This window comes from Brevundimonas sp. UBA4553 (assembly GCF_002387245.1).
Classification (GTDB): Bacteria; Pseudomonadota; Alphaproteobacteria; order Caulobacterales; family Caulobacteraceae; genus Brevundimonas.
The window spans coordinates 313,759-331,207 of sequence record NZ_DGLD01000013.1; the positions used below are offsets into that span (position 1 = coordinate 313,759).

Below are 17,449 nucleotides of genomic sequence, written 5' to 3' on the forward strand. Positions count from 1 at the left end.
CTCAACTCAGGCTTTCAGTCTGTCCAGCACCAGGCGATAGCCCTGGTGCGGCATGTCCTTCAGGGAGCGCGCGACGCGCACCACGGTTGTCGGGCTGGCCGAGGCCTCGACCGCGATCTCGCGGTAGGTCTTGTCCCCGCCGTCCAGCAGGCGCGCCACCTGCCACCGCTCAGCAAAGGCGCGCAGCTCGGCGGGGGTGCAGAGGTCGGACAGAAAGGCGTCGGCCTCCGCCCGCGTCTGCAGCGAAAGCAGGGCGTCCAGCAGGGCGGTCTTGGCGGCGTCGGTGCTCATGGCGCGTTCCATTATGCTGTAACAATGGAACGGTCAAGCGAGGCGAGTTGACGATGGGGCTTTTTTCTCCCCACCTGTGGGGAGGAAAAGGAATGTCTCGCCACTCGCCACTGACTGCTCTCCACTCTATCTGTCCCCCATGACCAAGGTTCTGATTATCGGCGCGGGACACGCGGGGGGCTCGGCGGCGGCGCTTCTGAGACAGTATGGCTTTGACGGCGAGATCGTCCTGGCCGGCGAGGAGGCTGCGGCGCCCTATCAGCGACCGCCCCTGTCCAAGGCCTGGCTGAAGGGGGAGGCGGGTCTGGAGGACCTGCTGCTGCGGCCCGAGAGCTTCTACACGGAGCAGAATATCGACCTGCGCACCGGCGTCACCGCGACGGCCATCGACGCAGCGGCCAGGACCGTGACCTTCGCCGACGGTCTGGTCGAGACCTATGACGTGCTGATCCTCGCCACCGGCTCCATGGCGCGCAAGCTGGCCATCCCCGGCGCGGATCGGTCTGACCTGCTGGAACTGCGCACGTTAGAGGACGCCGAGCGGCTGAAGGCGGCGCTTTCTCCCGGCAAGCGGCTGGCGGTCGTCGGCGGCGGCTATGTCGGCCTGGAGGCGGCGGCCTCGGCTCGCGCCCTCGGCGCCGAGGCGGTGGTGATCGAGCGGATGGACCGGGTGCTGGCCCGCGTGGCGTCGGAGACCCTGTCGACCTTCTTCACCGCCTTGCATCGCCGGCACGGCGTCGAGATCCTGACGGGCGCCGAGGTTTCAGGCTTCGAGGACGGCGGTGTCCGGCTGGCGGATGGCGAGTTGATTGCGGCGGACGCCATCCTGGTCGGCGTCGGCGCCCTGGCGCGCGAGGCCCTGGCGCGCACCGCCGGCCTGGCCTGCGAAAACGGCGTGGTGGTGGACGAAGCGGCCCGCACCAGCGATCCCAGCATCTACGCCATCGGCGACGTGACCCATCGGCCCATCCCGATCCACGGCGGGCGCATGCACCGGCTGGAAAGCGTGCCCAACGCCCTGGAGCAGGCCAAGCAGGCGGCGGCCGCCATCGTCGGCCGCGCGGCGCCCGCGCCCGAAACGCCCTGGTTCTGGTCCGACCAGTATGACGTGAAGCTTCAAATCGCCGGCCTGCCGTTTGACGCCGACGCGCAGGTGGTGCGTGGCGACCCGGCCAGCGGAAGCTTCGCCGTTTTCCACCTGACCGGCGACCGCATCGTCTGCGTCGAGGCGGTCAACGCGCCGGCCGAATTCATGGGCGGGCGTCTCCTGATCGGCAAGGCGACGCCCGTGGATTCGGCCCTGCTGGCCGACCCGGCCGTCTCGATCAAGGCGGTCGCGAAACCGGGGTGAAGGCGTTCTCATGACGTCAGTGTGACATCTCTGCCGCAATTGCGATTTAGTCGCAGGAGTCAGATTGTCGCACCCTGAAAAGGTGATATTGCGAGCCGGTCTCAATATCAATTGACTGGTTCCTCCCCATGTCCGACGCCCGTTCCACCGCGCTCAAGGCGCTTCTTTTCGCATCCAGCGCCGCCGGAATGCTGTGCGCTTCGCCGGTTCTGGCGGCGGACGACGCCCCCATCGCCACGGCGGACGTGACCCAGGACGCCACGACGCTGAGCGCGGTCGACGTGCATGGCCAGCGCGTCAAGCGTGAGCCGAAGGACCCGCAATTCGTGGCACCCCTGCTGGACACCCCGCGCTCGGTCACGGTGATCCCGCAACAGATCATCGAACAGACCGCCGCCACCTCGCTTCAGGACATCCTGCGCACTTCGCCGGGCATCACCTTCGGCGCCGGTGAAGGCGGCCAGCCTCTGGCCGACCGTCCCTTCATCCGCGGCCAGGCCTCGGGCAACAACATCTTCGTCGACGGCATCCGCGACACCGGCGGCCAGCAGCGCGAAGTCTTCAACCTGGAGCAGGTGGAAGTCATCAAGGGGCCGGACTCGGTCTACTCGGGCCGCGGCTCGGGCGGCGGCAGCATCAACCTGGGCTCCAAGGCCCCGCGCCTGCAGAACTTCATCCACGGGTCAGCCGGCATTGGCACCGACAGCTATGCGCGCGGCACGGTCGACGCCAACTGGCAGGTCAGCCCGACCGCCGCGATGCGCCTGAACCTGATGGCTTCGCAGGGTGATGTCGCCGGTCGCGACGCAGTCGATTTCGACAAGTGGGGCGTCGCGGCCGCCATCGCCGTGGGCCTCGGCACGCGGACTACCGTCACCGCCAGCTACTATCACCTCGACAGCGACCAGATGCCTGACTACGGCATCCCGCTCTACACCAAGCTGGGCGGCGCGAACGCGCCCCGTCCGGACGCCTCGGGCGTTCTGGACGTGCCCTACGACAGCTTCTACGGCCTGACGGCGCGCGACTACCTGACCAATACGGTGGACTCGGTCACGCTCACCCTGGAGCATCAGCTCACCGAGAACCTGAAGATCCGCAACGTCACCCGCTACGCCGAGACCCTGAACGACTACGTCGTCACCAACCCCGGCGACGGCGGCGCCGCGCAGCAGATCAACGGCGTCTGGTGGATGAAGCGGGGCCTGAAGTCGCGCTGGAACCCCGCCGACACCCTGGCCAACGTCACCGACCTGACCGGCACGTTCCAGACGGGCGGCGTGAAGCACAGCTTCAACCTCGGCCTGGAGCTGTCGAGCGAGATCAACGACAACGCCGGCTACACGGTCACCACCCTGACCGGCACGGCCTGCCCGGCGCCCCTGACGGGTCTGGACTGCACTCAGGTCTACAACCCCAACCCGAGCGACCCCTGGACCGGCACAATCACGCGCGGTCTGGTCAGCTCGACCGACACCCAGTCGACGGGCGTCTACGCCTTTGATTCGATCAGCTTCGGTGAGAAGTTCATCGTCAATCTGGGCCTGCGCTGGGACGACTATTCGGTCGACGCCCGCAACGCCTCGGGTACGGTCGCGGCGCCGGTCTACGCCTCGACCCGCTCGGACTGGGACTTCGTCAACTATCAGATCGGCGCGGTCTACAAGCCGACGGCCAACACCAGCATCTACGCCTCCTACGCCACATCCTCGACCCCGCCGACCATTTCGGCCGGCGACCAGAACGGCGGGACGGGTACGGGCACCGGCAACCTCGCCACGACCCTGCTGGATCCAGAAGAGACCGACAGCTTCGAGATCGGCGCCAAGGCCAATCTGTTCGGCGACCGCCTGGCGGTCAGCGGCGCCCTGTTCAAGACCGTGCGCAAGAACGCTCAGATCCAGGTGGAAGCCGGCCGCTATGAGCAGGCCGGCAAGGCCGAGGTCCAGGGTCTGGAACTCGGCGTCTCGGGCAATGTGACCGACAAGTGGCAGGTCTTCGGCGGCTACACCTGGATGGACTCGGAGTTGGTCGAAGGCGCCTATAACAACGTCAACGTCGGCGACGAACTGGCCAATACGCCAGAACACACGGCCAGCCTGTTCACCACCTATCGCCTGCTGCCCAAGCTCAGCCTCGGCGGCGGCGTCTACTATGTCGGCAAGTCCTACGGCGGCAATCAGGGCGGCGCGGGCGGCGGCGGCAACCGTATCTACGCCCCGGCCTACACCCGCCTGGACCTGTTCGCCTCCTATGACGTGACCGACCGCGCCTCGCTGCAACTCAACGTCCAGAACGCCACGGACGAGGAATACATTATCCGCACCAACGGCGTTCACCACGCCGACGTGGCTCCGGCCCGCTCGGCCATCCTGACGCTGAACGTCCGCTACTAAGCGGCGGCGTTTCGCGCCATCATGTCGGCCCCGTCGTTCAATCGAGCGGCGGGGCCGATGCGTTTCCTGCGGTGAGAGAGCCATGCTGCTGCACATCCCCGACGTCTTCACCAAGGCCGAGGTCGCCGCCCTGCGCCGGACCCTGGACGCCGGCCCCTGGGCCGACGGCAACATGACCTCGGGCCATCAGTCGGCCACCGCCAAGAAGAACCAGCAACTGCCCGAGGACAGCGCGGCCGCGAAGGAGGTGTCAGCCCTGATCGTCCAGGCTCTGAACGCCAACCCCATGTTCGTCTCGGCCGCCCTGCCGCACACGATCTTTCCGCCCCTGTTCAACCGTTACGAGGGCGGCGGCGAGTTCGGCGTCCACGTCGACAACGCCATCCGCCAGCGAGGGGACGTGCGCATCCGTAGCGACCTCTCGGCCACCCTCTTTCTGTCCGAGCCCGAGGATTATGAGGGCGGCGAACTGATCATCGAGGAGCTGTATGGAGCGCAGTCGGTCAAGCTGCCGGCCGGTGACCTGGTCCTTTACCCGTCCAAGAGCCTGCACCGGGTCACGCCTGTGACGCGCGGCGCCCGCGTCTCCAGCTTCATGTGGCTGCAAAGCCTGGTCCGCGACGACGCCGACCGCGAAAGCCTGTTCCGCCTCGACGTCGCCACCCAGAGGGTCAATCTCGACAAGGGGCCGAAGGACCAGGCGGTCATCGAACTGACTGGCCTCTATCACAACCTGCTGCGCCGCTGGTCGGAGGTCTGACGCCTCAGTAGACGTCGCGCCGATAGCGCCCGCTGTCGGTCAGCCGCGTCAGCCGTTCTTCGCCCAGCGCCGCCTCCAGCGCGGCGTGGACGCCCTTGGACATGCCTTCCAGGCTGCCGCAGACGTAGACATAGGCCCCGCGATCGACCCAGTCGGCCATCGGCCGGGCGTGTTCCGCCACCAGCGACTGGACGTAGCGGTTCTCGCCCCCGTCGCGTGAGAAGGCGCGGTCCAGACGGCTCAGAACGCCTGCCGCCAGCCAGGCTTGCAACTCGGCGTCGTAGAAGGCGTCGTGCGCCCGTGTCCGTTCGCCGAACAGCAGCCAGGCGCCGCCGGTCTTTTCATGCTGCGCCCGCGCCTTCAGATGTCCGCGCAGGCCGGCGATGCCGGTGCCGTTGCCGATCAGGATGACGGGGGCTTGCGGCGGTGCGGCGTGGAAGCTGCGGTTGGGGCGCACCCGCATGGCGACCTCGTCGCCGATCTGGGCGTCCTGCGTCAGCCAGCCGGAGGCCAGACCCGGCGCGCCGTAAGGACCGGTCATCAGGCGGACGCAGAACTCGACCCGGCCGTCCGAAGGCAAAGAGGCGACCGAGTATTCGCGGCTGGCCTGCTGCTCGCCGTCGCGGACGGGCAGACCGACCTCGGCGATGTCGCCCGCCGCCCAGTCGGGGGCGTGGTTGATCGGCTCGAAGGCCAGGTGCCAGGCCGCGCCGCCGGGGCTGCCCGCGTTCAGCAGCGACCGCTCGACCAGACGCCAGCGGTCATAGGCGGGCGGGGTCCAGTCGGGCGTGGCGGTCGAGCCGGTCAGCTGGTTCAGTTGATGCTGCCAATGGCGGATGGCGCCCGCGTCGCCGTTGTCGACCTCGACCCGATCGAACAGGGTCTGAGCGCCGCTGCGCTCCAGCCAGTCGCCGACCGCATGGCCGAAGCTGCAATAGGCGTCATAGGAACGGTCGCCCAGGGCCAGCAGACCATAGGACAGATGCGACAGGTCGGCGTCGGCCTTCATCACCTGCCGCACGAAGCGGGCGGCGCCGTCAGGCGCGTCCCCCTCGCCGGTGGTCGAGGCGATGACCAGCAGGCGGCGGGCGCCTTTCAGAGCCGTCAGATCCAGATCGGCGAAGGTGGTGATCCGCGCGCCCGCGCCGCCGTCGCCCAGAGCCCGCGCCGTCATCCAGGCCAGTTCCTCGCCGAACCCGGTCTGGCTGGCGAAGGCGACCAGGACGGCGTCGTCGCCCGCCGCCTCGGCCAGGGCTCGCGCCTGTTCGGCGGCTTGGTGGGCCGCGACCCGCACGCGCCAGACGGTCAGGCCGATCAGGCCCAGCCACAGGGCGACGGCGACGGCCGTCCACAGCCAGCGGGTCAGGTCGGCGGTCAAGATCAGCCTGCTTCTTCGTCCATCATGGCGGCGAAGGCGGGCGTCATCCGCTCGACCAGACCGCGCGGCGTGCGCTCGACGAAGTGGGCCGCGATCTGCATGGCCTCGGCGAACTCCGGCCCGTCGAACGGGCCCAGAACGGTCAGGGCCGTAGCCAGGGCGTCGGCGCGCATGGCTGAGGCGTCGAACACCGTCACCTGAGCCAGCCCATTGTCCACCGGCCGCCCGGTCGAACCGTCGAGCGTGTGCGGATAGAGGCGCTCTTCATGCACGAAGGCGCGGCGCCAGTCGCCGGAGGTGGCGACGGCCACATCGAACAGGGCCGCCACAGTGTGCGGCGCGGGCGAACCCGGCACGGTCTCGATCTCCACCCACCATGGCTGGGCGTCCGGCTTGACGCCGCGCCCCAGCAGTTCGCCGCCGATCTCGACCAGGTGCGAGGTCGCGCCCATCGCCGTCAGGCGCGCCGAGACGCGGTCCACCGCGTGACCCTTGGCGATACCCGAGAAGTCCAGCTTGACGCCGCCAGCCTGCACCGCCGCCTGCCCGTCACGGTTCAGCCGCAGCTTCTGCCAGCCGGACACGGCCAGCGCCGCGGCGATCTCCTCGTCATCGGGCAGGGGGTGGAGCGGATCGCGCGGTCCCGGCGGGCCGAACCCCCACAGATCGACCAGCGCCCCCAGCGTCGGATCGACCGCGCCGTTGACGTCGTCGGCCAGGTCCAGCGCGGCGTTCAGCAGGCTCCAGAACTCGTCCGACAGCTTCCACGTCCCGGCGGGGGCGTTGTTGAAACGGCTGATCTCGCTGTCCGGCGTCCACGGACTGAACAGGGCGATGATGCGCGCCAGCTCCTCCTCGATCGCGGTCTGAAACGCGTCCTGCGCCGTTCCGAGCGGCGGAACCAGACGCGCCGACCAGGTGGTGCCCATGCTCTCCCCCGCCAGCGACCAGATCAGGTCGCTGGGCGGCCGCTCCGGGGCGCGGGTGGTCGGGGGGATCAGGACGCGCGTGTCCTGACGGCCGTCGACCGCCGGGCCGATCTGGAGGGGCGGCGGGGCCGAACTGGAGCGTTTCGAGGTCAGGGCAGGACTTCCAGCGCGCCGTTCCACGAGGCGTTCGAGCCGGGCTGGCCGTTCACGCCTGCCGTGCGCACCGAGGCGCCCAGCCAGTAAAGTCCGGCTTCCGGCCAGGTCACGCTGAAGGCGCCGTCAGCGCCGGTCTTGACCGTGATCTCTTCCGGGTTGTTGCGATAACGCGTGCCGCCGCGGGCGATGATCACGTCCACGTTGGCGGCGGGCTGGCCGTCCTTCAGCAGCTTGAAGGTCGCGGCCTCGCCGGCGGCCAGATCATTGGGGTGGGTGACGGGGGACAGTTCCAGGCCCTTGCCGACGACGGCCAGATCCGTGGGCTCGCCCAGGGTCACGAAGGTCTCGGTGCGGCTGTCGGTGCGCGTGGCCTGAACCTCGGTGGCGTCGGCCGGGATGGCGGCGGCGAAGTCCGCCTCGGCGCCGCGCCAGCGCTTCTGTTCGCCGCCCTGCTTGTAGCTGGCCATGAAGCCCGAGCCGACGTTGGCGACGCGATAGGTGCCGGGCTGCGACAGGTGCAGGTCGAAGCTGGAGCGATACTTCGCTTGCATCACATTCTCGGCCTGGGCGGTCGAGCCGTCCGGGGCGGTGATGGTCAGGCCGGCCAGACGCATGGCGGCGTGATCGGGGATGAAGACCCCGTTCGACATGCCGGCGTCGAAGCCGACCCAGGCGTCATTGCCCGACAGGACGGTCGACGTCGGGGCCAGCCAGGCGCGGTGCGCCTGGGCCGACAGCGGGGCGGCCAGAACAGCGGCCAGGGACAGGAAGGCGAGCGTCTTCTTCATGATCTCAGGTCCTAGCGGGTCACGGCGACGCGGACGGCGCCCAGTTCGGTGGAGCCGGTTCCGGCGGCCGTATTGGCCCCGCCCCAGCGGAAGGGCACGCGGACGACCTCGCGGCCGCCCAGTTCACGGGCCGCCTCGACGACGATGTTGTATTGACCGGCCGGCAGGGCGCGCAGGCGGGCGGCGGGCACGGTCACCGTATGGCGGCCGGGCGCCTTGGTCGGGCCGGACACCCCGTCGGCGGGCAGATCCATGGCGCGGCCGCCCTTGCGCCACCAGGTGCGCAGATCCTTCAGCCAGTCCTTGCCGTCGCCCTCGTTGTTGCGGGTCTGCTGATACCAGACGGCCAGGGTCTGGGCCGTGGTCTGGTCCGGCTTCTCGATCCACACGGCCACATAGGGGCGGTGGTAGGAGGCGCTGGAAATGCGCGGCAGTTCGACGTTGACGGTCAGGTCTGCGGCGTTGGCGACGGCGGGCGCAGCGGCGGCGAGGCCGGCGGCGGTCAGGACGAGAGGCAGCTTGCGCATGGGATAATGCTCGCCAGTGAAGGGGCTAGTGGATGAAGAGAAGGGCGATGCCGACGGGGACCAGCAGGCCCAGCGCCACGATGGGCCAGGTCGAGGGCCGACCGCGGGCGTGCAGCCACAGCAGGGCCAGGCCGGTGACGGAAAAGATCACGCAGGCCACGGCGAAGACGTCGATGAACCAGTACCAGACCTTTCCGGCGTTCCGACCCTTGTGCAGGTCATTGAGGTAGGCGACCCAGCCGCGCGTCGTCGTCTCGTGCACGGCCTCGCCCGTTGAACGGTCGATGGTCAGCCATCCGTCGCCGCCGGGCGTGGCCAGGGCGACATAGATTTCGTCCGCCGTGGTTTCAGTGGGCCGGTTCGCCACCTGCACCTTGAAGGCCTCGGCCGCCCAGCGCGCCACGGGGGCGGGCACAGCATCGGTCGTGTCCTCGGGAAAGTCGCTCAGGCGCGCCAGCAGGGGGCCGGGCAGGGTGGCGGTGGCCTCCTTGGTCACCGGCTCGGCCGGGATCTGCGCCGCATGGTTCAGGGTGATGCCGGTGACGGCGAACAGGATCATGCCGACCAGGCTGACCGCCGCCGAAATCCAGTGCCAGCTGTGCAATTGCTTCAGCCAGAACGACCGCTTGGCGTTCAGCGCCGCCTTGGGCTTGGCGGCGGTTTTGGAAGGGGTGGCGGTGGCTTGGTTCACAACACGGCTCTGCCACAGTGTGCGAACGACTTGCAACGTCATTCGCGCCGCTGACGCCCGGCGGATAGGATCGGGCCGTCCGTCCGGGTTTCGCCGGATAACATCGTGAGCCGGTTCGGGGGATCGTGGGGCCGACATAACCCTGCGGAGCGCACCGTCATGCGGATCACCCTCGTCACAAAGGCCGTCGCGGCGCTGGTCGTCGCGGTCGGCTGCGCCTCGGCGGCCCAGCAGCCTGGCGGATCGCCGATCCAGGCCACGACCCCGGAGCAGGAAGCGCAGATCCGCGCCATTCTCGCCGCCGCCTATCTGCCCCAGGGGGGCGCGCCCGACAGCCTCGCCATCCTGCCCGCCCCGCCCGCGTTCGGCTCGCCCGGCCAGGCGCGCGACGACGCCTCAGCCGCAGCGGCCCAGGGCCAGCAAGGCACGCCCCGCTGGTCGCTGGCCACGCGCGACGCCGACCTGTCCCTGCCCAACGCGGCCCGCGCCTTCACCTGCGCGCTGGGCGTGGAGATCAGCGAGGCGGGAACGCCGCGCACCTACAATCTGCTGCGTCGCTCCATGGCCGATGTCGGTCTGTCGACCTATCCGACCAAGACCAAATACCAGCGCACGCGCCCCTTCGTCGTGACCTCGACCCCGACCTGCACCCCCGCCGAGGAGGACTTCCTTCGCCACGACGGCTCCTATCCGTCGGGGCACAGCGCCATCGGCTGGGGCTGGGCCCTGGTCCTGACCCAGGTCGCGCCGGAGCGTCAGAACGAAATTCTGGCGCGGGGTCGCGCCTTCGGCCAGAGCCGCGTCGTGTGCAACGTCCACTGGCTCAGCGACACCGAAGAGGGCCGGCTGATGGCCTCCGCGACCGTCGCCCGTCTGCAGTCCGCGCCGGAATTCCGCGCCGACGTCGAGGCCGCGCGGTCCGAGATCGCGACCGCTCGCACGGCTCAAGCGGCCCCCGCCAGCGACTGCGCCTCAGAGGCTGCGGCGCTCGCCGCATAGGGTTCGCGTCGAGGCGGTCAGTAGGCCAGCCTCAGCCCGACGCTGAACAGGCGCGGCGGGCCATAGCCCTCGACGCCCGTGCCGGTCTCGGACACCTCGACCTCGGCGTCGAACAGGTTGTCGGCGGCCAGCCACAGGGCGGCGGCGTCATTGACCTGCCAGTCGGCCCGCAGGTCCAGGGTCACGGCGGCCCCCAGCACGCGGCTGTTCAGGTCGTCCTCGAACCGCTTGCTCTCGTAGCGCGCGCGCGCGCCGAGGCGGAGCTTCTCGCTCGCCCGCCAGTCCACGCCCGCCGACGCGCTCCAGATCGGGGCCTGGGCGGGGCGCAGGCCGGTCAACTGCGGCGCCGCGGCCCCGCCATCGACGCGGGCGTCGGTGACCGAGACGGCGCCGGTCAGGTCCAGGCGGCCGCGCACGGTCTGACGCGCGTTGATCTCCACACCCGTCGCCTCGATGGTCCCGGCGTTCTGGCGCTGGCGCAGCACCCCGCCGGCCGGGACGAAGCCCGCGCGCGGGAAGGTCCCCGGGCCTTCGCCCACGGTGACGTTGACGATGGCGTCCTCGATCCGGTTCCAGAACAGGGTCGCGCCGAAGGCCGAGAGCGGCCCCTCGAACGCCAGTCCCGCCTCCACCCCTTGCAGGGTCTCCGGGACCAGGCCCGCATTGGCCTCGGTCAGGTCGTTGCCGACCCGGAACGGCCGGTGAAGTTCGTTCAGGGTGGCGGGCCGGAAGCCGGAATAGGCCGCCGCCCGCGCCGCCCAGCCGCCGCCGATCATGCGTCGGGCCGCCAGACGGGCGCTGACGACCTCGCCCGAGCGTTCGGGGTCGGTCTCGTCAAGGGTCGGGACGCCGGTGGCCAGCTCCCGCTCCAGCCGCCGGCCGTTCTGATTTTTCCAGCTGTCCAGCCGCAGCCCGCCCGCCAGCAACCAGGGCCCGGCCTCCAGCGCGCCTTCACCATAGAGGCCGGCCACCGAGGCCTCGCCTCCAGCGATCCGGTCGCGGGTGAAGGCGCCCGCCATGTAGCGGAACAGCTCCCGCGTCTCGCCCTCGTTGAAGCGCGCGTCGGCGCCGACCTCCCACTCCATCCGTCGCCCCGTCGCGCTCTCGCGGCGACCACGCAGGGCGGCGTTCAGCCCCCAACCGGTCGCCGGGGTCTCGTACTGGTCGTTGGCGGGCGTGGTCGTGGCGCGATCCGCCGCCACGGCGACCGAGGTGTTGGCGAAGTCGCTCTCGCGTCGCCAGGCTTGCAGCCGCCATCCGGCGTGGTCGGCGCCGGCCTGACGCGCGACGGTGGCGGACAGCACGTGGCCGCTCGCCGTGGACCGCGCGCCCGCCAGTCCCGAGCCGCGATCCTCCTCATAGACGGCGGCGCGCAACGACAGGGCGGCTTCGCCGATCGGCGCGTCCGCGCGCAGGGACGCACTCTTCGCCTCCAGGTCCAGCGGCGTGTCCGCCGCCCCGGCCGCCGGTCCGCGCACCGGAACATAGCCGTCGCTGGTTTCGTAAAGCGCCGATCCGGTCAGCCTCATCGGGCCGGCGTCGACGCCGCCCGAGCCAGCCAGCCGCGCCCCGCCGCGCTCGGCCAGCGAGGCGTCAAGCACCCCGCCGCGCTCGCGCTCTCTCAACTGAATCACGCCGGTCAGCGCCCCGGCGCCATAGGGACCGGCCCCGGCGCCGCGCACGATGTCCAGGCTCTCGACGCTCTCGGTCGGCGTCTGCGACCAGATCACCCAGCCGCCGAAGGGATCGTTCAGAGGCACGCCGTCCAGCGTCACCAGGGTCCGCCCCGCGCCCGACGGTGCGATGGCCCGCAGGGATATGCCCTGGGTCGTCGGATTGGCAGCCAGACTCGAGGTCCGCCGAAACAGCGACACCGCCGGGACAGAGGCCAAGGCCTCGTCCAGCCGCGTGGCGGTCGACAGGGGGTCCTCGCCGAGGCGGATGACGGAGAAGGCGGCCTCGCCCGCCGCGGGGGGCAGGCGCGCGGCGGTGACGATCACCTCGTCGAGCGTGGTGGTCGGGGGGGCGGGGGGCGTGTCCTGAAGCATCAAGCGGGACAATACCCCAGCGCGGCGTCGGTTGCGCCCCTTAAGCCGCCTTCGCCACGCTATGTCGCGACAGCGCCAGTCGGATGGCGTTCAGCAGGGCGTCGGGCTGGATCGGCTTCTGCGCCACCCCGTCCATGCCGGCGGCCAGATATTCGGCCTCGTCGCGCGGGTCTGCGTTGGCGGTCAGGGCCAGGATGGGCACGGCGCCCGCCACCCCCGGCAGGGCGCGGATCGCCCGCGTCGCCGCCACTCCGTCCATCACCGGCATCTTCACGTCCATCAGGATCAGGTCGAAGGGGGCGAGCGTCGCCCGCTCCACAGCCTGCCGGCCGTCGTCGGCGGTCTCGTGGGTGCAGCCGAACAGCGCCAGCACCTTGCCCGCGACGAAGCGGTTGGCGGCGTGGTCGTCGACCACCAGCACGTGCAGGGTCTCGTGCGCGGTCGGGGCGGCGGTCCTGTCCTCGTCGCGCCGGGCGTCGGCCTCGGCCAGCGGCAGATGCAGGTCGAAGCGGAAACGCGCCCCGCCGGCGGGCGAGCGCTCCAGCGCCAGCGCCCCTTCCATCCGCTCGACGATCTGGCGACAGATGGCCAGACCCAGTCCGGCGCCGGCGCCGTGGCGCCCCGCCTCGCCGGTGTTGAAGGGCTCGAAGATGGCGACAGCCGCCGCGTCGCTGACGCCGGGTCCGCTGTCATCCACCACGGCGTCCAGCCGCACCCGGCCGTCGTCCAGCCGGGTGGTCAGCCGGACCTCGACCGCACCCTCGTTGGTGAACTTCAGCGCATTGCCGATCAGGTTGTTCAGAAGCTGCTTCAGCCGCATCTCGTCGCCGACGACCCAGCGCGCCTCGACGGTGTCGGTCGCCACCGTCAGCCGCAGGTTCTTCTCTTCGGCGCGCGGCCGCCACAGGGCCGAGAGGTCCGCCGCCACCGCGTCGAGGTCCAGGGGCGCCGGCTCCAGCGTCAGGATGCCGGCCTCGGCCCGCGACATGTCCAGGGCGTCGGTCAGCAGCCGCAGCAGGCTGTTCCCGGAATCCAGAATGGTGCGGACATAGGGCCGCAGGCCGTCCTGCGTCAGCTCGCGCTCCATCAGGGCGGCCACCCCCAGCACCCCGTTCAGCGGGGTGCGGATCTCGTGGCTCATCACCGCCAGGAACTCGGACTTGGCGCGGCTGGAGGCGCGGGCCTCGGCCTCGGCGCGGACCAGGTTCTGGGCCAGCTGGCTCATGGCCTCGGCGCGACGTTTGTGGATGGCCACGCCCGCCTGCAGCACGTGCAGACCGGCCCCGACCCCGACGTAGCGGCCGCGTGAAACGACGATGAAGCCTTTCAGCAGGGCGCCCAACCCTGCCGCATCCATGTTCTGGAACAGGACGTCGGCCGAGGCGTCGGCCTCGACCATCAGCGGCTCGGGCTCCATCAGGGCCGAGACGGGGCGGCGTGCATAGAGGGCCCGACCGAACTCGGCCGCCATCTTCAGGGTGAAGGCGTTGCGCTCGATCAGGCCGACGGGCCGTCCGTCCTCGTCCACCACGGCGATGACCAGGGTGTTCGGCTCATCCTGGAACCGGTCGAAGGCCTCGGCCCCAAAGGCGTCGGGCGCCATGGGCGGCGCCGCCTCGACGAAGTCTCCGATCCTGGCCATTTGGTCGCCCCTCCCGCTTATCGCGAGAGCGCAGTTAGGCCGGCGACGCTTAACAGCCGCTTTGCTGGAAATGAATGTTTTGCAAGGACAATTTGACGATTGATCCGAGCGCGGACCTTAAAGTCGCGCCAGAAGCTCCGCCGCAAAGCTCGACAGGCTGTCGTCGCGCGCCCCCATGACCACGACCCGGTCGTCGGGCTTGGCGATCTCGACGATCCGGTCGCCGCAGTCGGCGCGGGTGGCTAGGGCCTCGGCCTGACGACCCTCGGCGCGCACGCCCGCCGCGATGTCCTCGGACCCCACGCTTCGGTCGGTGGTGCCGCCGTAATAGACCGGCTCGGGCATCAGCAGGACGTCGTTTTCGCGCATCAGCCCGGCGAAGCCCTCGATGAACTCCCGCTGCATCAGCTTCAGCGGGCCGAAGCCGTGGGGCTGGAACAGGACCAGCAGCCGCCCGTCGAAGGCGTGCAGGGTCTTCAGCGTGGCGGCGATCTTGTCGGGGTTGTGGGCGAAGTCGTCGATGACGGTGACGCCGTTCCGTGTCCCCACCACCTCCAGCCGCCGCCGGATGCCGGCGAAGCTCTCCAGCGCCGCGACCGCCGCATCGACCGAGACGCCCAGGGCCTTGACCGCGCCCAGGGCCGCCAGGGCGTTGGCGACATTGTGCGCGCCGGGCACGTTCAGCACGACCGGACGTGGAGCCTCGCCGCGTACCCGCAGCTCGAAGCTCATGCCGGTCGGCAGGGGCTTGAGGTCGTGCGCCGACAGGTCGGCCTCTTCCTCGCCCAGGGCGAAGGTGATCGCCTTGCCCGTCGGCAGGGCCAACGCCAGTTCCTGGGCCAGCGCCGCCGTCTCGGGATTGTCGAGGTTCAGAACCGCCGTCGTCGCCCGTCCGACGAAGCCGCCGAACAGGTCGCGCAGTTCCTCCATCGACTTGTGGTCCAGCGAGATGTTGGAGACGACCGCGACGGTGGCGTCATAGCGGGCGATGGAGCCGTCGCTCTCGTCCACCTCGGCCACGAACAGGTCGGGTCCGCCGACCAGGGCGCTGGCGAAGGGATGGTCCGCGTCGGCGAAGTTCTTCATCACCGCCCCGTTGACCACGGTCGGCCGGCGTCCCGCCCGGTCCAGGATCCAGGCGATCATGCCGGTGATGGTCGACTTGCCGCTGGTGCCCGCCACCCCGATCGAGGTCGGGGCCGCATTGAACAGCTCGCTCAGCAACTGGGGGCGGGTCTTGATGGCGGCGCCGACGCGCCTGGCCGCGCCAATGTCCGGCACCGTTTCCTCGACCGCCCCGGTGGCGACGACGATCTGGTCTGCGCCGGTCACGCCCGATCCGTCCTGCGGATGCAGGGCGACGCCGTGGGCGCGCAGCCAGTCGAACTTGTCCGGCGTGCGCCCTTGGTCCAGCGCCCGGTCCGAGCCCGCGATGCGGTTGCCCTGGGCCTGAACGATCATGGCCAGGGGCAGCATGCCGGACCCGCCGACGCCGCAGAAGAAATAGTCTTTGTTCATCGGCTTGATTTTGACGCGCGAAACCGGGGAATGTCCGACGGCCTGACTAGCACGGGCGACGCCGGAGGCCAGCCCCATCGCCATGTCTGCATCGTTCAAGCCAGGTCCTTTCAAGATCGGCGTCGTCAACGCCAGTTCGCGTCTGGACCCCGCGCGCGGCGCGGCCATCCAGGCCTGGATGGATCAGGCCTATCCGGGCGGCGAGGTGCAACTGGTCTTTCATCCGTCGGTCTTCAACAAGCATGGCCATTTCGGCGGCGACGACGCCACCCGCGCCCGCGCCTTCGTCGAGTTCGCCAATGATCCGCGTATCGGCGCCGTCTGGTTCGCGCGCGGCGGCTACGGCGCCTGCCGCATCGCCGAGGCCGTCCTGCCGCAACTGAACGCGGTGGCCAGGAAGAAGCGCTACCTCGGCTATTCCGACGCCGGCAGCCTGCTGGCCCTGCTCTACAAGGCGGGCTTCCCCCATGTGGCCCACGGCCCGATGGCCTCGGATGGGGCGCGGCACGAGGCGACTGGTCGTCGCGCGGTGGACTGGCTGGTCAGCGGCGACCGCGCTGCGCTGGAGCCCTCGCTGCTGGACGACCCGCGCCCGGCCGTGGCCTTCAATCTGACCATCCTCAATGAACTGGTCGGCACGGCGCTGGAGCCGGACCTGTCGGGCCACGTCATCATGCTGGAAGAGGTGTCCGAGGCCCTCTACCGCGTCGACCGGATGATGTTCCACCTGACCGGTCAGGCCTCGATCCGGCGCGCGGCGGGCATCCGTCTGGGCCGGGTGTCGGACGTCACGCCCAATGATCCCGACTTCGGCCTGACGGCGGAAGAGATCGTCCGCTACTGGTGCGCGCGCTCGGGCGTTCCTTACCTGGGGAGCGCCGACATCGGCCACGACCGGGACAACAAGGTGGTGCCCTTCGGGACGAACCGCTGAAATCCGTCATCCCGGCCCAGCCTCTCGCAGAGAGGCGCAGAGCCGGGACCGCTCAAGGCGCCGCCGTCTGCATTTCCTGCTGTCCCGGATAGCGGCTGCGCCGCTTCCGGATGACGGGAAGGCCGGTGCTAGCCCTTGAAGGTCAGGCCTTCGGGTCGCGCTTCAAAACCTGACAACCGGCCCAGATAGCTCATGCCCAGCAGCGAGGCGGGCATGTCGGCGTCCACCACCAGGGCGTCGACCGCCGTCAGTCGGACACCGGCCACCGCCAGGGAAGGCAGAACGACCGGCGCCGCCTTTACCGGCCCGGAGGCGGTGTTCAGCGTGCGGGTGAAGTCTCGGGCCCCAACGCTGACGCCGGCCCGCTCCGCGTCGGCGCGGCTCAGGGTCACGACGCTGGCGCCGGTATCGACCAGCATCCGCATGGGGCGGCCGTCCACGATCGCCTCGGCCCAGTAGTGGCCGTCGGCTGAACGGGCCACGGACGGGGCGCTGGATACCAGGCTGGCGGCCTGGGCTTCGCCCGCGCCGTCCATCCAGCGCAAAGCGCCGGCGCAGGCCAGCGACGACGCTAGGGCGGCGGCGAAAACGACAGCAGAGCGCGGATCGATACGGATCATGACCCCAATCTGCCGCAAGGGTCTTGGCGTCCGGTGAAGCGATACGGCGAACGAAAGGTTGACGGACGATCGGCGTTACGTGCGGTGCGCGACCCTCCTCTGCAGGCCTATTCGCCCAGCAGCACCGGGTCGATCAACCGCCGCCGCTCGCCCAGTTCCGCCATGATCGTCGCCCGTTCCTCATCGCTCATCCGGCTCCAGGTCGCGATCTCCGGCAGGGTGCGGAAACAGCCCAGGCACAGGCCCGAGGCCCCGTCCACGGTGCAGACCATAACGCAGGGCGTGGCGACGGCGCGGGGCGGTCGGGCAGAAGAGGCGGCGGGCGGCTGGCTCATGGTTTTATGACGTTGAAACTACAATACGTCCGACTTCGGACCAAAATCTTGACTTTTTAACCAGGCCGCGCTATCTGGGATCCTGA

Annotated in this window: 16 protein-coding genes; 5 read left to right on the forward strand and 11 right to left on the reverse strand. The window is 70.0% G+C overall.

Translation table 11 applies throughout. The features are described 5' to 3' along the window. Window positions 1-6: 6 nt before the first annotated feature. The gene (locus tag B4A39_RS09260; RefSeq protein WP_207825290.1) at window positions 7-303 is read right to left on the reverse strand and encodes a YerC/YecD family TrpR-related protein; all 297 of its coding nucleotides are present in this window, start codon (window positions 301-303) and stop codon (window positions 7-9) included. A gap of 127 nt (window positions 304-430) precedes the next feature. Here B4A39_RS09260 and B4A39_RS09265 point away from each other — a divergent pair, with 127 nt between their 5' ends. The 3 genes from B4A39_RS09265 (at window position 431) to B4A39_RS09275 (ending at window position 4,798) form a co-directional block, all read left to right on the forward strand. Continuing rightward, window positions 431-1,642 carry an NAD(P)/FAD-dependent oxidoreductase gene (locus B4A39_RS09265; RefSeq protein ID WP_292035742.1) on the forward strand — a complete coding sequence of 404 codons (1,212 nt, stop codon included), beginning with the start codon at window positions 431-433 and terminating at the stop codon, window positions 1,640-1,642. 128 nt (window positions 1,643-1,770) lie between these two features. Beyond that, window positions 1,771-4,038, forward strand: coding sequence for a TonB-dependent receptor (locus B4A39_RS09270; RefSeq protein ID WP_292035745.1), 2,268 nt, complete (start codon window positions 1,771-1,773; stop codon window positions 4,036-4,038). 82 nt (window positions 4,039-4,120) lie between these two features. Next, the gene (locus tag B4A39_RS09275; protein WP_292035749.1) at window positions 4,121-4,798 is read left to right on the forward strand and encodes a Fe2+-dependent dioxygenase; all 678 of its coding nucleotides are present in this window, start codon (window positions 4,121-4,123) and stop codon (window positions 4,796-4,798) included. A gap of 4 nt (window positions 4,799-4,802) precedes the next feature. On the opposite strand, the gene B4A39_RS09280 is transcribed toward B4A39_RS09275, so the two are convergent. Genes B4A39_RS09280 through B4A39_RS09300 form a run of 5 tightly spaced genes read right to left on the reverse strand, consistent with a single transcriptional unit; the run spans window position 4,803 to window position 9,267 of the window. After that, window positions 4,803-6,176, reverse strand: coding sequence for a sulfite reductase subunit alpha (locus B4A39_RS09280; protein ID WP_292035752.1), 1,374 nt, complete (start codon window positions 6,174-6,176; stop codon window positions 4,803-4,805). Window positions 6,177-6,178: 2 nt separating this feature from the next. Beyond that, window positions 6,179-7,285: an FAD:protein FMN transferase gene (locus B4A39_RS09285; RefSeq protein WP_292035755.1), complete on the reverse strand. Its 1,107-nt coding sequence runs from the start codon at window positions 7,283-7,285 to the stop codon at window positions 6,179-6,181. After that, window positions 7,255-8,049, reverse strand: a complete 795-nt coding sequence (locus B4A39_RS09290) for a DUF4198 domain-containing protein (RefSeq protein ID WP_292035758.1) — start codon at window positions 8,047-8,049, stop codon at window positions 7,255-7,257. The genes B4A39_RS09285 and B4A39_RS09290 overlap by 31 nt, the downstream gene beginning before the upstream one ends. A gap of 11 nt (window positions 8,050-8,060) precedes the next feature. Next, window positions 8,061-8,576, reverse strand: a complete 516-nt coding sequence (locus B4A39_RS09295; protein ID WP_292035761.1) for a DUF2271 domain-containing protein — start codon at window positions 8,574-8,576, stop codon at window positions 8,061-8,063. A 25-nt stretch (window positions 8,577-8,601) separates the two neighbouring features. After that, complete coding sequence (locus B4A39_RS09300; protein WP_292035764.1) at window positions 8,602-9,267, reverse strand: PepSY-associated TM helix domain-containing protein; 666 nt, start codon at window positions 9,265-9,267, stop codon at window positions 8,602-8,604. Between the two features lie 159 nt (window positions 9,268-9,426). On the opposite strand from B4A39_RS09300, the gene B4A39_RS09305 reads away from it, so the two are divergent. Further along, window positions 9,427-10,266, forward strand: coding sequence for an acid phosphatase (locus tag B4A39_RS09305; protein WP_292035767.1), 840 nt, complete (start codon window positions 9,427-9,429; stop codon window positions 10,264-10,266). A gap of 17 nt (window positions 10,267-10,283) precedes the next feature. On the opposite strand, the gene B4A39_RS09310 is transcribed toward B4A39_RS09305, so the two are convergent. The 3 genes from B4A39_RS09310 to B4A39_RS09320 all read right to left on the reverse strand — a co-directional run bounded on the left by B4A39_RS09310 (window position 10,284) and on the right by B4A39_RS09320 (window position 15,474). Next, a complete protein-coding gene (locus tag B4A39_RS09310; RefSeq protein WP_292035869.1) occupies window positions 10,284-12,314 on the reverse strand; it encodes a TonB-dependent receptor in 2,031 nt (676 codons plus the stop codon). A gap of 40 nt (window positions 12,315-12,354) precedes the next feature. Then, window positions 12,355-13,956 carry an ATP-binding protein gene (locus B4A39_RS09315; protein WP_292035770.1) on the reverse strand — a complete coding sequence of 534 codons (1,602 nt, stop codon included), beginning with the start codon at window positions 13,954-13,956 and terminating at the stop codon, window positions 12,355-12,357. A 117-nt stretch (window positions 13,957-14,073) separates the two neighbouring features. Next, a complete protein-coding gene (locus B4A39_RS09320) occupies window positions 14,074-15,474 on the reverse strand; it encodes a UDP-N-acetylmuramate--L-alanine ligase (protein WP_292035772.1) in 1,401 nt (466 codons plus the stop codon). Between the two features lie 82 nt (window positions 15,475-15,556). Here B4A39_RS09320 and B4A39_RS09325 point away from each other — a divergent pair, with 82 nt between their 5' ends. Next, a complete protein-coding gene (locus B4A39_RS09325; RefSeq protein WP_292035775.1) occupies window positions 15,557-16,408 on the forward strand; it encodes an LD-carboxypeptidase in 852 nt (283 codons plus the stop codon). Between the two features lie 128 nt (window positions 16,409-16,536). Here B4A39_RS09325 and B4A39_RS09330 read toward each other — a convergent pair whose 3' ends face one another. Next, window positions 16,537-17,028, reverse strand: coding sequence for a retropepsin-like aspartic protease family protein (locus B4A39_RS09330; RefSeq protein WP_292035777.1), 492 nt, complete (start codon window positions 17,026-17,028; stop codon window positions 16,537-16,539). 107 nt (window positions 17,029-17,135) lie between these two features. Continuing rightward, the gene (locus B4A39_RS09335) at window positions 17,136-17,363 is read right to left on the reverse strand and encodes a DUF1289 domain-containing protein (RefSeq protein ID WP_292035780.1); all 228 of its coding nucleotides are present in this window, start codon (window positions 17,361-17,363) and stop codon (window positions 17,136-17,138) included. Window positions 17,364-17,449 lie beyond the last annotated feature (86 nt).

Bases quoted from the DNA above. Each gene is read 5' to 3' on its own strand.
- B4A39_RS09260 (WP_207825290.1), bottom strand. From the start codon at position 303: ATGGAACGCGCCATGAGCACCGACGCCGCCAAGACCGCCCTGCTGGAC.
- B4A39_RS09265 (WP_292035742.1), top strand. From the start codon at position 431: ATGACCAAGGTTCTGATTATCGGCGCGGGACACGCGGGGGGCTCGGCG.
- B4A39_RS09270 (WP_292035745.1), top strand. From the start codon at position 1,771: ATGTCCGACGCCCGTTCCACCGCGCTCAAGGCGCTTCTTTTCGCATCC.
- B4A39_RS09275 (WP_292035749.1), top strand. From the start codon at position 4,121: ATGCTGCTGCACATCCCCGACGTCTTCACCAAGGCCGAGGTCGCCGCC.
- B4A39_RS09290 (WP_292035758.1), bottom strand. From the start codon at position 8,049: ATGAAGAAGACGCTCGCCTTCCTGTCCCTGGCCGCTGTTCTGGCCGCC.
- B4A39_RS09295 (WP_292035761.1), bottom strand. From the start codon at position 8,576: ATGCGCAAGCTGCCTCTCGTCCTGACCGCCGCCGGCCTCGCCGCCGCT.
- B4A39_RS09305 (WP_292035767.1), top strand. From the start codon at position 9,427: ATGCGGATCACCCTCGTCACAAAGGCCGTCGCGGCGCTGGTCGTCGCG.
- B4A39_RS09310 (WP_292035869.1), bottom strand. From the start codon at position 12,314: ATGCTTCAGGACACGCCCCCCGCCCCCCCGACCACCACGCTCGACGAG.
- B4A39_RS09315 (WP_292035770.1), bottom strand. From the start codon at position 13,956: ATGGCCAGGATCGGAGACTTCGTCGAGGCGGCGCCGCCCATGGCGCCC.
- B4A39_RS09320 (WP_292035772.1), bottom strand. From the start codon at position 15,474: ATGAACAAAGACTATTTCTTCTGCGGCGTCGGCGGGTCCGGCATGCTG.
- B4A39_RS09325 (WP_292035775.1), top strand. From the start codon at position 15,557: ATGTCTGCATCGTTCAAGCCAGGTCCTTTCAAGATCGGCGTCGTCAAC.
- B4A39_RS09330 (WP_292035777.1), bottom strand. From the start codon at position 17,028: ATGATCCGTATCGATCCGCGCTCTGCTGTCGTTTTCGCCGCCGCCCTA.
- B4A39_RS09335 (WP_292035780.1), bottom strand. From the start codon at position 17,363: ATGAGCCAGCCGCCCGCCGCCTCTTCTGCCCGACCGCCCCGCGCCGTC.